We start from the raw sequence: 21,966 nt of genomic DNA on the forward strand, positions 1-21,966 counted from the left end.
GTTTTTATGGCTAATGCTGTGCTCACGCGACCACGTTCGCCATTGCCTGTCTGGTTTGGCTGTGGTCGGTCGTATCCAGTTCGGTCAACTGACCGCTGTCCATTTTAAAAATTCGGTCTGCCACGTCGAAATAACGATCATCATGCGTCACAGCAATGACCGTTACGCCGCGTTGTTTCAATTGTGGTAATAACTGGTGATAGAACAGTTTTCTAAAGCGCGGATCCTGATCGGCGGCCCATTCGTCGAGCAGCATGCAGCCGCGCTGCTCAGCAATCGCCATTAATAGCGCCAGACGTTTACGCTGCCCTTGTGAATAGCGTACGTCCGACAGCCGCCCTTGCTGATGGCTCACTTTGTGGGCCATTTCCAGGCGAGTCATCCAGTCGTCGATCAGTGACGCGTCTACATCCTGCCCCTGACCGTCGGTGACCTGATGAAACAGGTAAAAATCACTGAACACCGTCGAAAACTGCTGACGATAGCGCTGCCACTCTTGTTCAGGTACTGCCTGACCATTCAGCAGTACCTCGCCCGAGTGTGGGCGATACAGACCGGTCAGCAGACGGGCAAACGTCGACTTACCGCTGCCGTTACCGCCGATGATGAAAATCATCTCGCCACGCTTGACAGAGAAGTCTATCGGACCAACCGCAAAGGGCTGGTCATCGCCGTCGGCGCGGTAACGGTACGTCACCTGATTCAGCGCCAGCGATTCAAAGGGTTGCGGCGCCGGATCGACGCAGGACAACGATTCATCCCGGTTGAGCGACAAACCTTCCAACTTACGCATCGAAACATTCGCGTTCACCAGAGCCGGCAAAGCGCCCACCGCCGACATCAGCGGCATACGCATAAACAGGATCACCAAAGCAAACGTAGATGCGATATCAAATCCAGCCCAGCCGAGCCCAATAGAGAGGTAAAAGTTGATGCCGATGAGGGCGAGAATAACGGTATTGGTCAGATTAGCCGCAAAGCCGTTGAGAATATCGGCCCGGGTGATTTCGTCACGGTATCCCGTGGCATTGAGGCTAAATTCGTCATCAAAAAAACGGCGGGCGCGGTTTGGGTTAAGAGACAGCTCTTTGCGACCGTCAATCAACGCCTGATAATCTTTGTAAAGTTTGTCATCAAACTCACGAACGTGGCGAACATGGTTACTGATGCGGGTCACCAAAGAAAATCCTACCACACCAGTCAGCCCCAGAATCAGTAGACTGACACCAAACAACGGCAACGACAGAAAAGCCAGATACGCCAACGCCACGATGGTCAGGACCATGCCATAAATTAATTCCGGCAGATTCACGAATGCGATCGTCACATTGCGGATGTCAGTATTCAGCGAAGCCAGTACGCCAGCACTGCCTACTTCTTCAATTTGCTCAATATCAGTATTGATCAGCTGTTTGACCAACTGACAGCGCTTATTGAAAACAAACTGGTGACCGAGCTTGTGCAATGCGACCTGAGCGATCGTTGCAGTCAAGAGCAACGCTATCAGCAACAGCGCAAACCAGCCAATCGCACTATGAATATCAGTGGTTTGACTCAGCAGTTCGTACTGGATGAAGGCAATCACACCCACGCTGAGAAACGCGCTGGTGACACTGAGCAGAATCACCGGCACCAAGGCTTTCGCTTGCTTGTGCGCCAACTGAACAAGTAATTTCATCTTATATCCATCTATTGATTATTATTGTGATTATCATTATCAACAAGATAATGAACAACGCCCTATCCACAGCGTTTTTAACCCTCCCGGCAAACCGGAAGGGTTAGGTTTTTCTTAAAGTCGACGCAGTCCCCACATCAGGTACAACCCGCCGATCAATGACGCCACCAAACCGGCCGGCACTTCCTGCGGGTAAAGCCACTGGCGTCCCAGCCAGTCGGCAAACAGCATTAGCCCACAGCCAATCAGTGCCGAACACACCAGGTGCTCTCTTGCGCGACTAAAGCCAAACAGCCGGGCCAAATGCGGGGCCATCAAGCCAATAAAGCTCAGTGGGCCCACCACCAATGTGGCACTGACGGTCAAACACGCCACCAGCAACAACAGCAGGCCTCGTGATCGCCCGACTTTGATGCCTAACGCTCTGGCACTTTCCTGCCCGAGCGGCAAAATATCCAGCCATCGAGCGCTGGCAAAGCCAAGAGCCGTGAGCACCAAAGCAGATACAAATAGCGGCAACAAGGTTTGTTCGGTCACGTAATAAGTGGAACCAGACAACCAGGCCAGCACCTGATAACTGCGTGGGTCTCCCCCTGCCAGCACAAAGCTTTGCACTGCATTCATCAAGGCTGTGATGGCAACGCCGGTCAGCAGCACACGCTCAGGTTGAAAACCGGATTTGCGGTTGAGAAGCACAATCACACCCAGCGATGCCATCGCCCCCAACAAACCACCTAAATAGAGGCTAAACAAGCTTGCGCCCATCCCGGTAAACATGGCGATGATCAATCCCAGTGCCGTCCCTGAGCTGATCCCAATCACCTCTGGGCTAGCCATCGGGTTTCCACTCAGGCGCTGCACCACAGTACCAGCCACTGCCAACATGATTCCCGCTAAGGCCGCCGCCATTAGCCGAGGTATACGCCATTCGAGTAATGACCATTGTCCGCTCGTCACCAGCCATTGCCAGCCGTCACTCTGGCGTGACACTGTACTGAACAGGCAGAGCCCCAGCACAATCATCGCGATGATAGCGAGAATCGTATGTTTGCTTAGCGGAGTGACCCGCTCACTGTGTCGGGTAAGCACAGTCTGTGTTTGCGTCTGGCTACGCATTGATAGCTTAGGCAACATCCATAGTAATAACGGCGCTCCAAGCGCGGCTGTTGCAGCGCCAGTGGGGATCACCATTGCCATCACCCCAGGAAGCTGCTGGATCAATAAATCGGTCAGAGTTAGCAACAAGGCGCCAAGAAGCATCGATACCCACAGTTTAGGGACCAGACGATGCACACCAAGGCTGCGCGTGATGGCCGGTGCCGCCAGCCCGACAAACCCAATCACACCGACACTGGCAACGACCCAGGAAGTGAGCATGACCGCTAAGCCAAGACAGACCACTCGTAGTTTCGCCAGCGACACGCCAAGACTTTTCGCCCCTTGTTCAGATAATTCCAGCAGGCTGAGGGGCTTAACAAACAGAAACGCGGCTGCAGCTGCGACGGCGATACGGGGCGCCAGGTAGCTAACATCCTGCCAGCCGGTCTGCACCAATGAGCCCGCGCCCCAAATCATCAGACCGGCCAGTTGATCCTGATTCATCATCAACAACACGGTGCTTACCGCGCCAAAATAAAGATTGATGACCAAGCCGGATACCACCACCACAGTTGGGGAAAGTGCACGACGCCAAGATAATGCAAACACCAGCGCCATGGTCCCTACTCCGCCAGCCAAAGCGACCAGTGAATGAGAGAATTCAATTAACCACGGGGCGTACAGAGTGGCCATCATCAAGGCGAAACTGGCACCGCTGGCCACACCAAGTGTCGATGGAGACGCCAAAGGATTGCGCAGTACCTGCTGCATTAACACCCCAGCCACGGCTAACGCCGCGCCAGCGATCAAAGTGGTAAACACCCGCGGCCACCAGGTCAGATGCAGTTTGACAGAAAGCGGCGTTTGCCAGTTAACCTGCCACATGCTGGCGAGGTTCAGACTAACGTTGTCGCCAACCGAAATTTGCAACCCCATCATCAGGGCGACAAAACCCGTTAAACACGCGATTAACAATGTTGAACGCAGGCTCATTGCGTCACCTCCCGCGTGAGAGTGTCAGTCATGAGGGTGGCAAAACGAACCGACGACGGAATGGCACCAAAGCTCCACACGGCCTGCACTCGCAAAGCCGGATGCCCGGTTTGTTTGACCAGATACTGCCAGTAGGCATCCTTTTCCAGATGCTCACTGACACCGGCTGGCAGCGGCTCCACCACCACCAGTTGTCCTGACAGCCCCTGCAGGCGATCAATGCCAATCAAGCCAAACCCCCAAGAGTTGGTGGTCTCTTTCCACGCATTCTCCAGACCAAGCTGGTTAATCGCAATACTGTACAAACTGTTGTTACCGAACACGCGCACATGCTGGCTGTCCATAAATTGGATCATAATCAGCGGAGGAGTGCCTTGCGGGAGTTTCTGTTTCAGTGTTGCAAATGTCTGCTCCGCGTCATGGATAACCCTTTCCGCTGCACCTTCACGTTCTGTGAGACGCGCCAGCGTCCGGGTAAATGTTTTTAGTGCCGACCAACTGATGTCTCCATCGGTGTAAAGCGGTACGGATTCTACTCTGGCAACACGCGACAACTGCGGCTCCAGGGATTGAAAACGAGGTGAAATGAAAATGGTATCGAGATCCAGTTCAGACAAACGTTCCAGATTTGGCTGAGTACGCAAACCGACGTCCACCGTGGTGTCCGGTAAGCGTGGGCTGCGAACCCAGGCGTTGTAATCCGCCTGCTGAGCAGATGCTACCGGCGTCAGTCCCAAAGCCAGCAGTGTTTCGGTCTGTGTCCAGTCTATCGACATCACCCGCGGGCTGATGGGAGAAGACAGCTGCTGAGCCTCGGCGAAAGCGCCTTGCGCCATCAACAAGCTCGCCACCATAATCAGACGAGAGAATGGGAATAACCTTAACATGGCATGGCCACCGGATAGCCAGCCGGGTGATCCGTAATGTGCATCTCGATGCCATATATCTGGTTGAGCTGAGGCTCAGTAAATACCTGTTCCACACTGCCTTGCACGATCATTTCTCCGCTGTGCAGCGCAACGATGTGATCGCAGAAGCGAGCGGCCATATTGATATCATGAATGACGATAATGACGCCGAGATTCAGCTCCTGGCTGAGCTTTTTGATCAGGTTCAACATCTCGACCTGATGCGCCACATCCAGCGCAGAAAGCGGTTCGTCCAGTAGCAGATACTGGGTGCGCTGTGCTAGAAGCATCGCCAACCAGACACGCTGACGTTCACCACCAGACAGGGTATCCACCAGACGATCGGCGTACTTTAGTGTGTCGGTCAGTGTCATCGCTTCCTGAATGTACTGTTTGTCCTGACCGTTCAGGCGCCCAAGCAAACCATGCCAGGGATAGCGACCAAAACTGACTAAATCACGGGCTGAAAGGCTGTCTGTCGCCGGCAGATGTTGTGGTAAATAAGCCACTTGCCGGGCAAACTGCTTGTCACTCCATTGTGAGACGGGCTTTTTGTCGAGTAAGACTTCACCACCGGTGGCTTTTTGCTGTTGAGCCAATAGCTTAAGCAGAGTCGACTTTCCAGAGCCATTATGCCCAACTAGGGCATAGATTTTTCCTGGCTCAAACGCCATATCAAAGTGTTTCAGCAGCGCCCTGTCACCGACGTGAAATTCCAGCTCTTTTGCCGCGAGCATATTTTATCCTGTTATTTTCCTGCTTAATTCTGGGGTTAATCGGTTGTAACTTAAAGATTAACAAGGGGTGATTTATATAACAGCCAACAAACAAATGCAAACCATTTTCATTTGCATTAATATTTAAAAAGATTAGGCTATATCCCTGATATCTAAAGGGTTGGCAACAGGCTAGGTAGGATAAGTTTATGATAAAAAGGGCATTAGACAGTGCCATACAATGGCGGTTCGGTGCCGCTCGGGTGGAGTGTGTCGTGTCGGAGATAGCTGGTGTACAGGAAAAGCATCCTCTTTACCTCGCCCGAGTTGGTTTTGATCACAGCCAGTTTGACCCAAGTTGGTTTGCCATCGCTGGCATCGACTGCCCCGCACAAATTTCGGCCAGCCGGCTTCTCCGCCAGGCCGAGTTTTTTGCCGGGCGCCTTGCCGCCCACACCGCACTTAAAGCATTCAATCAAGTGCCCGTCTCCATCCCCATCAACCCTGATCGTACACCGGCCTTCCCACCCGGCTTCTGCGGCTCAATTTCACACAGTGGCGAACAGGCTGTGGCCCTGGTTGCGTGCAGCAATCCGTCAGTCCTACGTCCCGGTATTGATATTCAAACGATAGTGACAATCGAGCAAAGCGCTGACATTCAACCTTTGGTGGCCACAGAAGGTGAGTTGGCGATCATGACGGCTGCGGGACTTTCCAGAGAAATGGCTGTCACCGCGATATTCTCGGCGAAAGAAGCTCTGTACAAAGCGCTCTTTCCCTTAGTGGGTGACGTGCTCGAATTTGACGTGGTGACATTGATACAGCACAACGATTCACTGCTGCACTTCGAAGCGGGGCCCTCACTGCGAGCTTACGGGATCAGACCTCACCTCCACTGCCACCTAGAGATACAGGATCAGCACGTCCAGTGTGTTACCTGGCAGGCTTGATAACAAAACAGCCCTAAACGGGGCTGTTTTGTTCGTCTAATAGATTCAGGCCAGCTTAAACTTCGTCAGTTCACTTTCCACTCGGGCGGCGTCTACCCGATAACCATCGACGATCTGATTAAGCGCAGAGGCGAGTTGACCGGTTTCTTCCGCAATCCCCGTCAGCGTATCCACATCTAAATCCACCTCATGGCACGCTTTAGACTGCTCTTCCGTCGCATTGGCGATACTGGTAATGTGCTGATTAACCAGTTCTATCACGTGCTCAAGTTCCGAGACGCTGGACTTGGTGGTATTCACAGATTCGAACGTATTGTCACTGGCTTCACGACTCTTACGCATGTTGTCCACTGAACGATTGGTGTTATCGCAAATTTTACTCAGTAATTCGCTGATGTGTTCTGTGGCTTCTTTACTGCGCTGCGCCAGATCCCGAACCTCAGAAGCAACAACGGCAAAGCCTCTCCCCTGTTCTCCAGCGCGGGCAGCTTCAATCGCGGCATTGAGGGCCAGTAGGTTAGTTTGTTCTGATATACCATTGATGGTGTCGACAATGCTGCTGACCCGCGCGGCATCCTGTTCCAGTTGTTGCATGCATTGTTGAGTTTCACCGATCTGTTGCGCGAGCGCTTCCACATTGGAGAACGACGAGTTACTCTGCGACAAACAGACCATCACCTGTTGCGTCATGGACTCCGTTTCTTCCAATGCGCGTGTCGCCGATGAAGCAATTTCGTTACTGGACTGGGCCAGTTCAGTCATGGATGCTGCGATATTCGTGCATTTTGCAGTCGTGGCTTCGCTGCTCTTACCCAGCTCAACAGAGCGTGAAACCACCTGGTCCAAACGCTGCTGACTTTGTTGATCTGCTTCAGTAACGCTGGATAACAGCGACCCAAGCGTGCGATTGAGCCGGTTGATACTCGATGAGATATGCGCTATTTCGTCTTTTCCCTGGTCGTCCAGTTGTAAAGCCAGATTGCGCTCTTCCGACATCACCTGGAGCTTTCGAGTCAAACCGCCAACCCGGGCTTTCAAGCTCGAGACACTCATCATCAATAACAGGGAGAGAAGCACGGCGCTGACACCACACAGCAGCATCGTCAACCACGCCATCTGGCTGGCCTGCTGTGCTTGGCTATCTGCCTGAGTTTGCATGTCTTGCTGGATCTGATTGCGGACTTGATTGATCAATTTGATGCGCTCAGTAGCCATAGCAAACCACTGAGTTGCAGCTGGTCCTTTTACCGAATCCAGCGTATCGCTCTGATTCAAAAATGCCTGCTGAACAGCTTCCACTTCTTGCCACGTTTTGCTCTGCTTGGCCTGATTTAAACTCTGCATCATATCAACTGGCAAGCTTAACCGAGCGTTTCGTTCCGCGTAGCCGCCCGTTTGAATGTAATTGTTGATATTAGCGTAGACTGATTCTGTGCTACTGCCTCGGGCGAACACCCCATTCAAAGCGCCTCGTACCTGACCAGCACGCTCTTTCATGGTCACTACGGCCACCAGCGACTTACCCAGTTGCGCCATATCCGACAAATGAATTTTAGACAGCAACGCACCGGCGTTATCGATCGCTAACTGATTGATGTTGGAATAATAAGCGAACGGAGAAACAGACAACTGCAGTTGGTCTACCTGACCACGTACGTTATTGAGTTGCGCCAGTTGTGATTTCACGTCTTGCCCCAGATCGTTCACATAGGCAGGAGAAAGATACTCAGGCTGAAAACTCAGTAACGCCTTAATATGCAGATCCGCGACCTGACGTTGTTTTTTCAACGCCTGAACCTGCTCTCCCTTTCCCTGGCTGCCTATCACTCCCGCGGTAAGACCTCGCTCAACCGCCAGATTGTGTGCCAGGTTGTCATACAGCATAACCAGGTGAACCGCCTCGCGATCGGCGTTTGCGGCTTCTTTAGTAGCAAAAAAGCCACTACTGAGATAAATCGCCAGTGCGACCGTGAGGAGTAACGGCACCCCTGCAACAAAACTGACAATAATGTGAAATGGATACTGACGAAACCAACGCTTCATAACTTTTTCCTTAGTTATTTCATGGACATTGAGCGTACACTTAGAAGCTAGGTGATTTCAGTAAAATGTCCCGTTTATATCAGAATCATTTCAATAACTTGTGCACTGGGTCAAACCAACACATCCATCAGTAACGGGTTATAACATCAGAGAAAACCAAAAAAAGCCGCAGAATGCGGCTTTTATCTCAGTGCTGGGTTCCCGTTGGATTGGTCCCAAATTCGGCTTGATCATAAATGTCAGCCAGTGTCTTTTCACTTTTGCTTTGCGGTTTTTTACGTCGAACTGACTGGTAACAATAAGCTTGCGCTTCCAGAGCTTTTTGATGCTCTTTCGCAGACTGGATAAATTCTGAATCAGACATCGCCTGCTGGCGTAAGCGGTTCACTCTTTCTAAGGTTTCCCACAACATACGTCACCTCCAGTAGTTACTGTATGTAAACCCAGTATAACTCGAATCACTATAGCGTCAAGTGATACTGTATAAAATCACATGAAACTCAGTACTACCACTGATGACAGGTTCAAAATCGAAGAAGACACCCCTGTTGAAATAAAACCTAATAGATTGTTTTTATTTACTTTTAATACGAAGTTGTTTTTATAACCAAAGAAGAACTCTGCACCTACGCGACCCAATTTTTCAGGTGCGGCGGTATACAGTGAATCAAAGCTGGTTATAGGAATGAGCCATCAGATTAGATTTCTACACTCAGTGATCGGCGGAGATGCGAAATACAACTCCACTTGGTAAGCAACTCGGCTTACTCGTCCCTATTTGAAGACGTGGTTCAACATTGAATTAAGGGCTTCTAAGTTCGAATTCTCTAAAGCTGGGGAGAGCAATCAGCCGACTAAAAGCCAGCTAATTTGAAAACATAGATAGGAAAGGAATGAGTCTGTGCATCAATGGAACGTGGAGATGCTCTCATTATTGTTTGCTAATAAAACGTTCAGCACTTGCAAAAAGCGCATCACACTGCTTCTTCTGCTTTGCGTACTCAGCCGTACCCTCTTCTAAGGAATCGAGTACTTCTTTGGCTTTATGGTAGTTCCCGACCATTACTGCGAATCTTTCTTCGAAATCGCTTTTCTTCGTTTTATTGCCAGTTTTTCTTTTAGGTTTGCGCATAAAGTCCTCTTTACATCAAAGGTCTAACAACGTGTTCTGCTGACGTTCCAGCAGAATGTCTTCGATCTTTCTTCTTATCTGGTGGATGTTATCCGGCTTATCATCTCTAGCATCATTGCTGCTTTTCAGTGATTTAGCTCTGGCTGCTTTCTTCTTCAAAGTGAAACCTCAGTCTATGGTTCGACACAAAATGTCCCTCAGAATTAAACCTTGTGAATCGTTAATTTCACCAGTACTGGTTGACTCACAGAATGAAAAATCCAAATCAAAGAGACTGGTATGCACTCTGGGTAAGATATAGCGTTTTAATACACCGCTGTTTAGCTAGTGAAAGGTGGCAGACCAAGGGTCTTTTATGATGAAGGTGATAGCGGATTTAGAACATAAGTAGTTTGTTCTTGCGGTATTTTCTGCTCACGCAGGACGTAATACCAATATAGTTTTCTATTAGTCTTTCGATTCATATTGCTCCTTAATAAGTATTGGAGAAGAAAGAACTCGCCATAACTAGGATCTAGGCCATAAACGAGTTCTCGCTATACAGTGTTGGTTACGCGAAAGTAACGGCCGCAGCTTGTGGGCCTTTGTTGCCCTGCTCTACGGTAAAGCTTACTTTTTGGCCTTCAGCTAGCGTTTTGAAGCCCTCTGACACAATAGCGTTGAAATGAACAAACACATCTGCGCCACCATTGTCTGGAGTGATAAAACCAAAGCCTTTTGACTCGTTAAACCATTTTACTGAACCAGTTGTTTTATTTGACATATATATCTCGATACATTGATAAGTTAAAAATGAAAGCTACTAAATCTGGAATGAAGAAAAAGGTATCGCAGGATAGATATGACGAACTGAATCGAAAGGAAACTGAGAAGATCTTGAACTAAATATATCATTAATAGCTCGCTGTTTGAGCTGCAGTCACTATACACTGTGTGGGGATAATAGATAGTTATTTCGGTTTTTATTTTTTCTGGCATTCAAAACCGCAAGTTACCCATCCCCTCAAGAAAAGCAGATAGGGATACCATCTCTGTACCTGATCCAGAGTTGGAGCTCAGTGCGAATCGCTCTGGAACACGTCGAGGTCTAACCTTGTACCCACTCTGATAACAAGAAGCGCGAGGCGTCATAACGCTTAAAGGGCAATGACGACAACTAAGACTTTCAGCACGATACCGTACCAACTAGGTTAAAATCGCAGATAAAAAAGCCGCACGTAAAGTGCGGCGAAACAAGGACAAGTGCTTTAGAGATAAAATGGAACAAATTGTCTTTGAGGAAGCAGGGCGCTTATTGAAGATACGCGTTCAACATCCACATCAGTTTTTCCTGTTCGCGAATGTAATCGCCCATCAGAGCTGCTGTACCTTCATCATCAGCGTTTCCTGCCTGTTCCAGGATCTCACGCTCTTTGCCCAGCAATACGCTGAAGCCATTCACTAAACCTTCCACACATTCAGTACCGCTAGTGGCGTTTTTATGTTCGGTAATCGCACTGTTTTCCAAATAACGGCTGAAGCTGTGATCGGGTGTAAATCCCAGAGTCAGGATACGTTCTGCCAGTTCATCGATCTTGGTTTGCAGATCGGTGTAGATTTCTTCAAATTTGACGTGCAATTCGAAGAACTGCTGACCTTTGATGTTCCAATGGTAACCGCGGGTATTCATGTACAGAACTTGGTAGAGAGCAAGAAGTTGGTTCAGTTCAGCTGCCAGCTCTTGTGCTTTATTACTATCAAGACCGATAAGATTTGTTTGGCTAGACATAAAACTCTCCTTAAGTAACCGATTTAAAAATTCGTTCGAGATGGTGATCTCTTTGATGGGGTTATTCTACGAAAGCAGACAAAATAGATAAAACCGTTTAAACCTATCGCTTTAATAGCTAAAAACTATGTCATAGAACAAAATATTTCGCAGAACACGCAGCTTTATGCGTAGGAATCTGTGTAAAATAGAGATATCTCAATGACTTGCCTAACGGCGACGGACACTCCGGACAATAATAACTATGGATTACATCGCCCTTTCAAGGATTAGCCTGAAACACCTCACGGTGTTTCATGTATTGCTCAACACCCACAGTGTGACCGCAACCGCTCAGCAGTTGTGCGCCAGTCCATCCGGTATTAGCAAAGTGTTGTCACAGCTACGTTCATTGTTGAAAGATGAGTTATTCTATCGCGATGGTACGCGCTTGGTTCCTACGCCCTTTGCGCTCAGTATGGGACCGACTGTGCACGGTATTCTCTCCAGCATGAACGGCGTGCTTCATCATGGCGAGTTTGACCCTCAACAGTACAGCGGAGATTTTGCGATTGGCATGCGAGGCAGCAGTGTCGAGTTGTTTGCCCCGTTGTTGAGCCACATTGCCGAGCAACTGAACGGCGCATGCCGGCTCAACTTATATGCGAAAGAGCAGCTCGGTTTTGAGGCCTTGTTACGCGGTCAGGCGGATTTTATTATTCTGCCGCATGACATCAGTCAGCCGCCGACGCATATTAAAGACTTGGTGTGGAAGGTGATTCTGGATGATGAAATGGTTTGCCTGATGAACGCCGCACACCCGTTGGCAGACACCGCTCTCACCATCGATAGCTACCTCAGCTATCAACACGTTGGGGTCCACGATCGCGAGCTGTCGCGACCATTCTTTGAGCAGCAATTGGCGCAACATCACCGGGCTCGCGACATCGCACTCTCCGTAGCAGATTTCGGCGCAGCAGCGATTATGTGTCAGCACATGCCCTATCTATTCACCTGTTCGAAACGCTGGGCCAATGTTGCCTGTCAGACACGCAGTCTGATCCAGAAGAACCTGCCGTTTGACTATGGTCATGTCGCCTATAGTTTGGTGTGGAATAAGCAGAGCCTCAACGACCCAGCCCAAAACTGGCTGCACCAACAATTGCAAAATACGCACTTACTACCCTGAGCACGCGATTTTGTGATGCTCGAAACAGAAAAAGCCCCGATAAACGGGGCTTTTTCCGGTTAATCCGAACTGGATTTAAAGCGTTTTGTAGATAACTTTGTTACCTGCAAGCTGCTCTTTTGCTACCAGGTTTTCTTCCAGTAGTTTTTTCAGTGCGCCTGTCGCCCAAGAAGCCGCTTTGGATTCTTCTTGGCCTGCAGCAAGACCAATCCCTTTTGGATTGATGCCTTCTGCGTTCGCAGCAACGATGTCCAGAACCTGTTGTTGCTTAGGAGTCAGAGCAACCTCTACGGATTTTGGCGCGGCTACTGCTTTTTCTACTGCTGGTTTCGCAGCGACTTTTTTCTCAGCTACAGGTTTCGCTTTCTTTGGTGCTTCTAGATTAGCAACCGCCGCTTTAATGCGCTTTTGCAGTTTCATCTGCACCTTACGCTTATGAGCAAGTCTCATGTGAGTATTTCTCCATTTCACTGCATCAGGCGCAGTGGTGAAAATTCGAAGCGCGTTTTATACCAAAATTCCGAAGTGATTTGTAGGGTAACTCCGCGTTTATGGGCTAAAAATGCGCGTACTCACAACGTATGACTACAATTTAAACAGTAGCTATAATGAACTTTCTAAAAAGTACTGAGTATATACACAGAGGTAAGTTCTCCAACTGCGGAGCCGGTATGCAGACGATTCATTTAACCAACCAGCCACTGCGACTTAACTCACCCGTGACCAAACTGGTGGCACTGGTAGCGATGTTCGGTGCCGCGTATTTAATCAGCTATGCACCGGGCTGGCCACAGGCGGTCTTATCTGTTCTGGCCGTACTGGCACTGCTGGGGTTTGGCTATCTGTTGGTCAAAAAAAGCACGGTGTCTTACACGCTGACCCCGACCCACTTTCAGCAACACCTGTTTAAAGGTGGCTGGGTAGTGAAATGGACGAACATCAGTAAGATAGGCATCGTTCATTATGACAATCAAGGTTGGCAACAACCGCTACCATGGGTTGGCATCAAACTAAAAGATTATACCCCTTACCTGAACGCCGTTTGTCCGCGTATTGCGACTGAGGTACTGCTTGGTCAGCGCGCACTGTTATACCTGGGGGCTCGCCAAAGAAACCAGGAAACTCAGTTTGAGGACATGGTACTGGATTCAAACCCATACCACGATCAGAGTGGCCAGGAATTTTCTGGCTTGTTGGCTATGCTGGCCAACCGCATGCGTTATCAGAGAAAATATTATGACTACGATGTGTTCATCGCTGCTTCGGATTTGGACCGAAGCGCAGAAGAGTTTGTCGGCCTGACCCGGCGTTATCTCGCGGCCGCCGAGCCAGAACCGTTGCAGCAGAGCAATTAGCCCGCTCGATATCCAGGTTCAGTAAAGCGGCATCTCGTCGGCAACAAACGGATTGGTTTTGCGCTCATGACCGAAAGTCGACTCCGGACCGTGACCGGGTACAAATCGCACGTCGTTACCCAATGGCCACAATTTAGATTTGATGGAGTTGATCAGCGTATTGAAGTCCCCTCTTGGGAAATCCGTGCGGCCAATGCTGCCGTTAAACAGTACGTCACCGACAAACGCCAACTTAGCTTCTTTGCTAAACAGAACCACGTGTCCCGGAGTGTGGCCTGGTGTATGGAACACGTCCAGCACCTGATGACCGAACTGCACCTGATCGCCATCATTCAGCCACTGGTTCGGCTCAAATGCATCAGTATGCGGAAAACCAAACATCTGGCTCTGACCTTCCAGCCCTTGTAGCCAAAAGTTGTCGTCTTTATGCGGGCCGACAATCTCGACACCACCCAGAGCGGCCGCAAGAGGCTCAGTGCCACCGACGTGATCAAGATGGCCGTGTGTCAACACCAGACGTACCACGTCGATACCCAACTCTTTAATCAGCGCAGCCAACTGTTTCACGTCACCACCGGGATCAATCACGATGCCTTTCATCGTCTCATCACACCAAACGATGGAACAGTTCTGAGAAAAAGAGGTGACTGGAACAACCTGATATTTAAGAGTCATTGTTAAACCTTATTCGCAAAATCGAAACTGGTCGAACTATGACACCGCCAATCGTATTTTACAACCAATCAACCACGCCAACTGCGCACGGGGCCAGTATCAATATGGACGAATTCACTTCTCGGATAATAACCGACACCACCCATCTTAAGATCCATGGCCGCATCGCGAATACGTTTCAGGCTCACACCATCCAGACGAAAATCGATCGCCTGACCGCTCATATGATAACTTTTCCGTGCCACACCATTGGATCGCGACCGCAGCATTTTATTGGTTGCAGGAGAACGGTAACCAGAGATGATCATGACCTCTGCGTCGCTACCGAGTAAAGACTGAATTTTAGAAATATGATCAAACAAACGCTTATCCATCGGATGGATCTCGTTGCGACGAAAATCACGGCAAATGTGATTCAGTTTCGCCAGCTCCGGCTTCACGTATGAGAGGCCATCAAAATAGCATGCTTCCAGCATCTCTCCGGTATGGAGGTTGTTCATCGCCAGAGAACGAGATTTAGCGACAGGAGAAGCGTTTGCCACACTCGGAGCACATGCGGCCACAACGAGGCCGGCTCCGGTCATTTGTAAGAATTTTCGACGAGAAATGTGCACTACAACTTTACCTTTGTATTAGATACGAACACCTTGCCGGACCTTACCCGACCCTTTTGGTAAGTTCAAATGCATAAAGTGTGCACAAAAAAGCGGAATGCATGTCGCATTCCGCTTACTATCTGACCTAATTGATAATTTTATTTGATGATATTTATGTCAATTTTGTGTCAATTAACCACTTTTTGTGGTCAGCCCATCATAGCGGTAAATATCGTCCCTATAGTGTACTTGCCCTGATTCATACCAAACCGTTTGGTAAATAATATGCACGGGGATGCGCTGTCTCAGTGGAATCGACTTGTTGGTGCGCTCGTTGTACTGCGCGATTTTCATCTCATCTAAACCTTGTGTACGCAGCAATAATGCCGCGAATTCATCCGCATTCTGCACTCGGATACAACCCGAACTGAATGCGCGTTGCTCCTTATTAAACAAACTCTTACTAGGTGTGTCATGCAAATAAATCGCACGTTTATTGGGGGTGTTGAACTTGTACAATCCGAGTGCGTTCTGAGCCCCCGATTGCTGACGGAGACGGTAGGGAAACGCACGTGGATTGACGGTCGTCCAGTCTATCGCTTCTGGGCTGATCACTGCATCTGAATCCCAAGTTTCGAGAATTTGCATCTGATGCTTTTCAAGATAGGTGGCATCTTTTTTCACCTGCGGCAAAATATCCTCCACCATAATTTTCCGCGGCACGTTCCACGTAGGATTCAGGATCAAGGCATTCAGACTGGTTTTCATCACCGGCGTTTTTCGAGAGACCCGCCCTACAACCACTTTCGATTCAAAGACTTCATTGCCTAAATACCAGTAACGAATTTGATAACCAGGCACATTCACCAATATCAAGGTGTCATGCTGCATCGGCCACAATCGAGAACGTTCGATATTAAGTGCCAGCATGGCAACCCGCTGTGAGGGGGCAACATTTAACCACCTGACCGTTGCCGGGCCAATAACGCCGTCCTGGTTTAGTCCATGGATACGTTGAAATGTCTTGATCGCCGTTTCCAACGTATCGTCATACCAGGCCACATCGGTGCGTACCCGGCTCACGTCGACATTCACCAGTTGGAGCCTTTGCAATAGAACATCACGGTCACTGATTGAATCGCCGACCCGCTTCAGGCCAACCTGTTGATAACGCGGCACATTAACATCTGCGTACTGCCCTAAACTGCGGTAAGTATCGAGCAGTTGTTGGTACCCCGGTGAGGCGGGCGCAAAAATGTCAATGAACCCTGACAATCGCTTGGATTCAATTGCAGATTCCAGTGCCATCACCATTTCATTGCTCGGTGGCTGTATGGGCTGGTTCAACTTGGTCCGAAAAAACCAGTTATACCCGATTTGAGGCGCAAGCTCAGCGTAACTCATATACAGCAGTAAGGTATCAGTAGCCAGAACATCAAATTCGAACCAGCTGTTGGCCGCCCGATAATATTTAAGGTAACTGAGCTGTCGGTTAAACAAAGGGCTGAAACCCGCCTGTTGAATCAGCTCGAGTTGAAATTCAAGCTTGTTGATCGGCTCGATATCCGTCCATATCAGGTCACGGTCATTGTTTTGATAAATCTGATTAACCACATCTGGATATTGCAGCAAAGACGGAATTTTCGAGTCGTTTTGAAACCATTCCAGCGTTTCATTGCGCGCTATCGCCCCCACCTGATACGGGATCATCAGTAGACAAATCAACCACCAGCTATAGTGTTTCCATGATCTCATCCTAAGCGTTCTCCCATTCCACTGCGTCAGTGCTAATGCTGTCGCAAAGCAGCAATACGCACTGAATACGCAATAAAAGTATGGCAGAGAATCAAGCGTTAGCTAGGGTTAACTTTTTGAGGCGGGACGGCAGCCCGGCGGACTTGGACACAATTCAGAAGGCCACACCGGGATTACCTGTCAGGGAAGGAAAGTCATCTGGCTAGCGAATGGCAGACCAATGGTTATCCCACATCACGCCGGACGCGACACTCTGTTTGGCTTGTGGGTAAGGATGGGTAATCACGTTGCCCGACCCCGAGCTGATGCGAAATGCCTTGTCAGCAGTCACCACCCCGGAAGCATCCGGCAAAGCCGCCAGCTCCACCAGTTGTCGACTGGCTTTCGACCAGATCCCATAACAATTGCCCCGTGGTGAGGTAGCCAGAATCCACTCTTCTGTTGCGGCAATACTGGCAATGTAATGATTGAAACGCGCCCACTCTTCGGGTTCAGCATCGAGCGGAATCATGGCGCCTCCTCGGGTGTGCATTGCAAGAAGAGCAGGATATTCATCCGGTTCGCCCCGATATTGCTGACCACACAACACCGTGTGATCGCCATCGTGCGCCAGATGGCGAATACTAAGGTGGTGATCCCCCAACGAAACTTGATCCAACAATTGACCCGTTGGGCTCAGGTAACTCAGGCTCGGCTGCATCGAATCCAGGTTGAGTGGCGCCCTTCCATTGGTGTGCACACCACCGACCCCAATAGCCAGTGTATCGTCCGGCATGAGAATAACCTCATGCGGCCCCAAACCAAAGCCATGAAACTCTTCGACTTTACGATATTGCTGAGTAGAGTCATAGACACCAATGATACCGCGACTGGTACCGCGCTCTCCTTCTGTCGCATACAACCAGCGGCCGTCATTGGAATACACACCATGACCATAGTAATGACGATCCTTGGCCGCCAGTGTGAGTGTTACTGTTTCGCCGGTGCGATAATCAAACACCAGAAAAAACGTCCCAGGACGACGGCCGAACGCAGCGGCGTGGCCTGATTTAGTGTTGATTGCTACCCCATGCCCTCGGGCGGGTAATGGCACCTGAGTCAGCGGCATACCGGACTCATCGGCCACTACTGCAGAAAATTGTTCCCGGCCACGAATCGCGCAACCGACCAGTGCGGGCGCAGGTGTACCAGCCGAAGCGAACGAAAGCGGCATCATTGATACCGCGCCTCCGGCAAATGCGGCTTTAAGCAGGCCGCGTCTTGTTTGATCAGTCACCATCGGTTGCATTGAATCCTATTACGACGCCCAGCTCTACCGCGACTTCTTCATGAATCAAATACTTAAGCTGCTCCAACTTGTTAAATTGTGCCAGCACCGACTGATAGCCTTCACGACTTTGCAGCAAATCAAACAAGCTCGATTGTTCAGGCCAAGCCACCAGCGTCGCTTCAAACTGCGCTTTGATTGAGTCTGCCAGATCTGCTTTACCGCGTTGGCGCAGCAACTGGTCCAAACCCTTACCGTCGGCCACATACAGAGCCTGTAACGCTTCTACGTTGGCTTTGAGATTGAGCATTGAGCTCTTCGAACGCCAGGATTCTGAGAAGTACGGTCGAGGATGTCCGATTTTTGCCATTGGTCGGCTGAGTTTTTTCATGCTGTATTCAAGTTGATTCGACAACACAGCAATGTATTCCGCATACCAGTTTTGCGTATCCAGTTGGATCCATGGGTTGGTTTCCCACGCTTTTGCAATATGCGCCGCATTGATTAGCAAATTGCCACTTATGGCGACACCCGTGTCGCAGGTGGCCGGGTTTGCCGCCAGATCGGAGGCTCGGTCATAGAGCAGCCATTCGATAGCGCCCAATCCCTGCACCGTAACACTCTGCTTTGAAATTTGTTCTGGCGTCCAGTGCCGATGCTGTTCGACCAACGCCGACATTTTACGACCGGTGGTATTTTTCTTGTCTGGCCAGAACTGAATATTCCAGCTCTGCTCCAGCGCTTGCGATGGGCCACGCTCCTGACCCTGCAACGCCATCCAGGCATTCATAGTTTGGTGCCACTGTTTTTTCACTGATTCTGGATGGTTGCGACCGCCTGCACAATACGCGGAAAACGCTTTGTTAAGCGCTTCCGCTGCGCTTGAGAAACGCTGAGCCGATGCAGATTCCAGCTGATAAACCGGATGACTGATATGCGGCGTTGGCGACGCAGCAGAGACACCACCGGCAAACCCGCTCAGACTGACTATCGCGACACCAAAACGCGCGAGTTGACTACAATTCATGGTTATCCCCTTATAGTGAATTCAGAAAGGCGATCAGCGCCTGACGTTGTGCGTCATTAAACTTGAGTACGGCTTGTTTCGCAGGCTCCGCCTCACCGCCGTGCCACAATACCGCTTCCATTAGATTACGAGCCCGGCCATCATGTAAATAATACGTGTGCCCATTCACTTCCTGCGTGTAACCAATCCCCCACAATGGCGGCGTCCGCCACTCTCGCCCATTAGCAAGGTATTCATCGCGATTATCTGCCAACCCTTCCCCCATATCGTGGAGCAACAGGTCTGTATAGGGATGAATTTCCTGCCCTGATAACGCCGGAAGATCCGCACGCACCGCCGTCTTCACACTCGGTTTGTGGCAGTTGTCGCAACCGGCTTCGGCAAACAAGGTTTGTCCATACTTGACCGCCGGATCATTCACATTGCGTCGCACTGGTACCGCCAAATGCTGAGAATAGAACTCAACGAACTTCAGAATCTTATCACTGACTTCCGGCGAGCCGCCATTTGGTAACTCATCACACAACGTCTGCTTTGCGGTACAGTTTTCGTTAGGAAACAGGTTACTGGTCAGTCCAACATCGCCATTAAATGCGGCCGCATTTTGTTGCATCAGCGTCGGTTGACCAGCTTTCCAGCCAAAACGACCAATGGCAAATTGTTGTTTTTGCACATCCCACACCCGGTTTACTTTCCCCGAAATGCCATTACGACCGTCACCAGATTGCGCCCAGGTCAGCAGCGTGCTGTCCGGTATGCTCTCTAACAAGCCCAGGCCAATCATCGGCGGAGCAACACGGGCAGAGAATTGAGTCTCAGGGTGCATTGGGCCGTATTGCAAGTCCACAATCTTAAGCTTCGGTTTGCGTAACGTCACTTGTGTCCCGTCAGAAAAAAGGACAGGAATCGATGTGTATGTAATATCGACCACCCCTTCTGCCTTTTGATCCGGCAACGCGAAATCCTGCAGTTGCGCCCCATAAGTCGGCTCAGGCACGACACCGTCTCGAATAAACACGTGTTTCTGTTCTGCGGTCATCGCTGGAATACTGAGCCGAACCAGCATCGACACCGCATGCTGGTCATTTCGCTCAGGTGGATGACCACGACCATCTTTGATGTGGCAGTTCTGACAACCGTTGGTATTGAACAGTGGGCCGAGTCCATCTCTGGCGTCGGTTGAAGACGGAGACTGAACCCAAGGGTTACGGAAAAAACTGTTCCCAACACTAAAATCCAGACGCTTAGCAAGTGGCAGGTTGGAAGCCGGCAGTGAGTAGGCATTTGGCCCTTGCTTTTTTGTGCTCGTGTCGCCGCCGGACTTGACTCCATACGCCATCGCATGGGTTGATAACAACGCCAGGGTGGCCGCAGCAAGGTACTTCTTCATAACATGGCTCTCATGCAAAAAATCGCCGCTTCTCACTCAAATGCAAACGGCAAAAGGGCTCATAGTGAGCCCTTGGTTATGTTGTTGTTCTGCTTAAAATTCGTGATCAGCTGTGTCCGGGTTCAAGCTGTCGATACCAATCACATTAGCCGCGCGTTCAATCGCAGACGTTTGTGCCACCAGTGATGTAATCGTGTCATTCACCAGTGCATTGCCTTTCGCATTGCCTGCAGCAATCAGTTGATCGAAGTGCTGATTGTCTTTTTCAGCAGAGATCACTAACTTGTTGACCTGGAGCAGAGTGGTATCAAACTGCTGCTGAATTTCCTTGGCTGCTTGAGCATCTTTTTGCTCTACCAGCGCCGCGATACCCGGGCCGCTCAGGGTTGAACCATCAGCACGTTTATATTCACCCGTGTAAACGTTGTAAATTCCCTGCTCATTGTAATAGTGCGAGTTATGCGTATTGTCGGAGAAGCAATCGTGCTCATCTTCGGTCGAGTTCGCTTCCAACGCCACTTTCATGCGTTCGCCAGCCAGCTCACCCAGCGACAAAGAGCCCATACCGAACAGCATTTTACGAACGCCATTTTCAGCAGGCTCATTGAGCAGAGATTCGCGGTAGTTGCCTTTTTCGTCAGCCGACCACTGTTTTTCCATCCACGCCAAATCCTGCACCAACAGGTCCGCAGCAGCTTTGAGGTATTCACCACGGCGATCACAATGATCATTCGTACAGCCTTCACCCACCACAAAATCGGTGTACGCACGCGCACCGGCTCCTGCGTTGGTGCCATTCAAATCTTGCCCCCACAGCAGGAACTCAATCGCATGGTAACCCGACGCCACGTTTGCTTCTGAGCCGCCAACTTCGTTCAGATTGGCAATCAACTCAGGTGTAATCTTTGCGGTATCAATGGTTGTCGCTCCGATTTTCAGTTGCTTGTTGGCGACAATATTCGCCTGCGCACCTTCATTGCCAAGCTCATATTGATAGTCCGAACTCACGTAATCGATCAGCCCTTCGTCCAGCGGCCAGGCATTCAATTGGCCTTCCCAATCATCAACTACGGCGTTACCAAAACGGAAAACTTCAGACTGTTGGTAGGAAACGCGTGAAGCCAACCAGGCTTGCTTTACTTGGTTAAGTTTGGCTTCTGACGGAGCCGCCAGAAACGTATCAATTGATTTGTCCAACGCTTGTGCGGTGGTCAGTGAGTCGGCAAAGACAGCATGCGCAAGATCAGCGTAATGTTCGACAACTTGATCCTGAGTTACGTTGGTCGCCATCACTGAACCGCTCAATGCAATCAGAGATGCAGCAAGAGAACGGGTTAGAAAAGGGTTTACAGTCATTTTGAAGCATCCTTGTTGAGCTACTTGTAATCTTAATTCATTGCTAGTGCTAATTATTCTCATTTGCACTTCTAAAGTCAGATAATACAAA

The 21,966-nt window shown here is 49.9% G+C and carries 21 protein-coding genes; 3 read left to right on the top strand and 18 right to left on the bottom strand.

Annotated features, from left to right (window positions below):
• Nucleotides 1–22: 22 nt before the first annotated feature.
• From VPR01S_RS01795 to VPR01S_RS01810, 4 genes are all read right to left on the bottom strand, one after another.
• Nucleotides 23–1,678, bottom strand: coding sequence for a multidrug ABC transporter permease/ATP-binding protein (locus tag VPR01S_RS01795; RefSeq protein WP_021703581.1), 1,656 nt, complete (start codon nt 1,676–1,678; stop codon nt 23–25).
• A gap of 114 nt (nt 1,679–1,792) precedes the next feature.
• Entirely contained in the window at nt 1,793–3,769 is a 1,977-nt protein-coding gene (gene fhuB / locus VPR01S_RS01800) for a Fe(3+)-hydroxamate ABC transporter permease FhuB (RefSeq protein ID WP_021703582.1), read from the bottom strand.
• Nucleotides 3,766–4,656, bottom strand: coding sequence for an ABC transporter substrate-binding protein (locus VPR01S_RS01805; RefSeq protein ID WP_021703583.1), 891 nt, complete (start codon nt 4,654–4,656; stop codon nt 3,766–3,768). Before VPR01S_RS01805 ends, fhuB begins: the two co-directional genes overlap by 4 nt.
• Entirely contained in the window at nt 4,650–5,414 is a 765-nt protein-coding gene (locus VPR01S_RS01810) for an ABC transporter ATP-binding protein (RefSeq protein ID WP_021703584.1), read from the bottom strand. The genes VPR01S_RS01805 and VPR01S_RS01810 overlap by 7 nt, the downstream gene beginning before the upstream one ends.
• 188 nt (nt 5,415–5,602) lie before the next feature.
• Here VPR01S_RS01810 and VPR01S_RS21925 point away from each other — a divergent pair, with 188 nt between their 5' ends.
• The gene (locus tag VPR01S_RS21925) at nt 5,603–6,343 is read left to right on the top strand and encodes a 4'-phosphopantetheinyl transferase family protein (RefSeq protein WP_021703585.1); all 741 of its coding nucleotides are present in this window, start codon (nt 5,603–5,605) and stop codon (nt 6,341–6,343) included.
• A gap of 45 nt (nt 6,344–6,388) precedes the next feature.
• On the opposite strand, the gene VPR01S_RS01820 is transcribed toward VPR01S_RS21925, so the two are convergent.
• The 6 genes from VPR01S_RS01820 to VPR01S_RS01840 all read right to left on the bottom strand — a co-directional run bounded on the left by VPR01S_RS01820 (nt 6,389) and on the right by VPR01S_RS01840 (nt 11,286).
• Complete coding sequence (locus tag VPR01S_RS01820; RefSeq protein ID WP_021703586.1) at nt 6,389–8,386, bottom strand: methyl-accepting chemotaxis protein; 1,998 nt, start codon at nt 8,384–8,386, stop codon at nt 6,389–6,391.
• A gap of 187 nt (nt 8,387–8,573) precedes the next feature.
• Nucleotides 8,574–8,798, bottom strand: coding sequence for a hypothetical protein (locus VPR01S_RS01825; RefSeq protein ID WP_021703587.1), 225 nt, complete (start codon nt 8,796–8,798; stop codon nt 8,574–8,576).
• A gap of 519 nt (nt 8,799–9,317) precedes the next feature.
• On the bottom strand, nt 9,318–9,518 hold the full coding sequence (locus VPR01S_RS01830) for a hypothetical protein (RefSeq protein ID WP_021703588.1): 201 nt from the start codon (nt 9,516–9,518) through the stop codon (nt 9,318–9,320).
• A 15-nt stretch (nt 9,519–9,533) separates the two neighbouring features.
• Complete coding sequence (locus tag VPR01S_RS22840; RefSeq protein ID WP_169727782.1) at nt 9,534–9,677, bottom strand: hypothetical protein; 144 nt, start codon at nt 9,675–9,677, stop codon at nt 9,534–9,536.
• A gap of 391 nt (nt 9,678–10,068) precedes the next feature.
• Nucleotides 10,069–10,281 (bottom strand): transcription antiterminator/RNA stability regulator CspE, encoded by a 213-nt coding sequence (gene cspE, locus VPR01S_RS01835; protein ID WP_021703589.1) that lies wholly within the window; start codon nt 10,279–10,281, stop codon nt 10,069–10,071.
• Nucleotides 10,282–10,809: 528 nt separating this feature from the next.
• Nucleotides 10,810–11,286 (bottom strand): Dps family protein, encoded by a 477-nt coding sequence (locus VPR01S_RS01840; protein WP_021703590.1) that lies wholly within the window; start codon nt 11,284–11,286, stop codon nt 10,810–10,812.
• 244 nt (nt 11,287–11,530) lie between these two features.
• Between VPR01S_RS01840 and VPR01S_RS01845 the strand changes: the two genes are divergently transcribed.
• Nucleotides 11,531–12,454: a LysR family transcriptional regulator gene (locus tag VPR01S_RS01845; RefSeq protein WP_021703591.1), complete on the top strand. Its 924-nt coding sequence runs from the start codon at nt 11,531–11,533 to the stop codon at nt 12,452–12,454.
• Between the two features lie 75 nt (nt 12,455–12,529).
• Here VPR01S_RS01845 and VPR01S_RS01850 read toward each other — a convergent pair whose 3' ends face one another.
• A complete protein-coding gene (locus VPR01S_RS01850; RefSeq protein ID WP_021703592.1) occupies nt 12,530–12,904 on the bottom strand; it encodes a MarR family transcriptional regulator in 375 nt (124 codons plus the stop codon).
• A 221-nt stretch (nt 12,905–13,125) separates the two neighbouring features.
• On the opposite strand from VPR01S_RS01850, the gene VPR01S_RS01855 reads away from it, so the two are divergent.
• The gene (locus tag VPR01S_RS01855; RefSeq protein ID WP_021703593.1) at nt 13,126–13,809 is read left to right on the top strand and encodes a DUF2982 domain-containing protein; all 684 of its coding nucleotides are present in this window, start codon (nt 13,126–13,128) and stop codon (nt 13,807–13,809) included.
• A gap of 18 nt (nt 13,810–13,827) precedes the next feature.
• On the opposite strand, the gene VPR01S_RS01860 is transcribed toward VPR01S_RS01855, so the two are convergent.
• From VPR01S_RS01860 to VPR01S_RS01890, 7 genes are all read right to left on the bottom strand, one after another.
• Nucleotides 13,828–14,484, bottom strand: a complete 657-nt coding sequence (locus tag VPR01S_RS01860; RefSeq protein ID WP_021703594.1) for an MBL fold metallo-hydrolase — start codon at nt 14,482–14,484, stop codon at nt 13,828–13,830.
• A gap of 68 nt (nt 14,485–14,552) precedes the next feature.
• Nucleotides 14,553–15,098 (bottom strand): peptidoglycan L,D-endopeptidase MepK, encoded by a 546-nt coding sequence (gene mepK / locus VPR01S_RS01865; RefSeq protein ID WP_021703595.1) that lies wholly within the window; start codon nt 15,096–15,098, stop codon nt 14,553–14,555.
• A 174-nt stretch (nt 15,099–15,272) separates the two neighbouring features.
• Entirely contained in the window at nt 15,273–16,835 is a 1,563-nt protein-coding gene (locus tag VPR01S_RS01870) for a L,D-transpeptidase family protein (RefSeq protein ID WP_021703596.1), read from the bottom strand.
• Between the two features lie 202 nt (nt 16,836–17,037).
• Complete coding sequence (locus tag VPR01S_RS01875) at nt 17,038–18,123, bottom strand: DUF1513 domain-containing protein (RefSeq protein WP_021703597.1); 1,086 nt, start codon at nt 18,121–18,123, stop codon at nt 17,038–17,040.
• The gene (locus VPR01S_RS01880) at nt 18,104–19,129 is read right to left on the bottom strand and encodes an imelysin family protein (protein ID WP_021703598.1); all 1,026 of its coding nucleotides are present in this window, start codon (nt 19,127–19,129) and stop codon (nt 18,104–18,106) included. The genes VPR01S_RS01875 and VPR01S_RS01880 overlap by 20 nt, the downstream gene beginning before the upstream one ends.
• A 10-nt stretch (nt 19,130–19,139) precedes the next feature.
• On the bottom strand, nt 19,140–20,519 hold the full coding sequence (locus tag VPR01S_RS01885) for a di-heme oxidoreductase family protein (RefSeq protein ID WP_021703599.1): 1,380 nt from the start codon (nt 20,517–20,519) through the stop codon (nt 19,140–19,142).
• 93 nt (nt 20,520–20,612) lie between these two features.
• Nucleotides 20,613–21,875 carry an imelysin family protein gene (locus VPR01S_RS01890; RefSeq protein ID WP_021703600.1) on the bottom strand — a complete coding sequence of 421 codons (1,263 nt, stop codon included), beginning with the start codon at nt 21,873–21,875 and terminating at the stop codon, nt 20,613–20,615.
• Nucleotides 21,876–21,966: the final 91 nt, after the last annotated feature.

This window comes from Vibrio proteolyticus NBRC 13287 (genome assembly GCF_000467125.1).
Taxonomy (GTDB): domain Bacteria; phylum Pseudomonadota; class Gammaproteobacteria; order Enterobacterales; family Vibrionaceae; genus Vibrio; species Vibrio proteolyticus.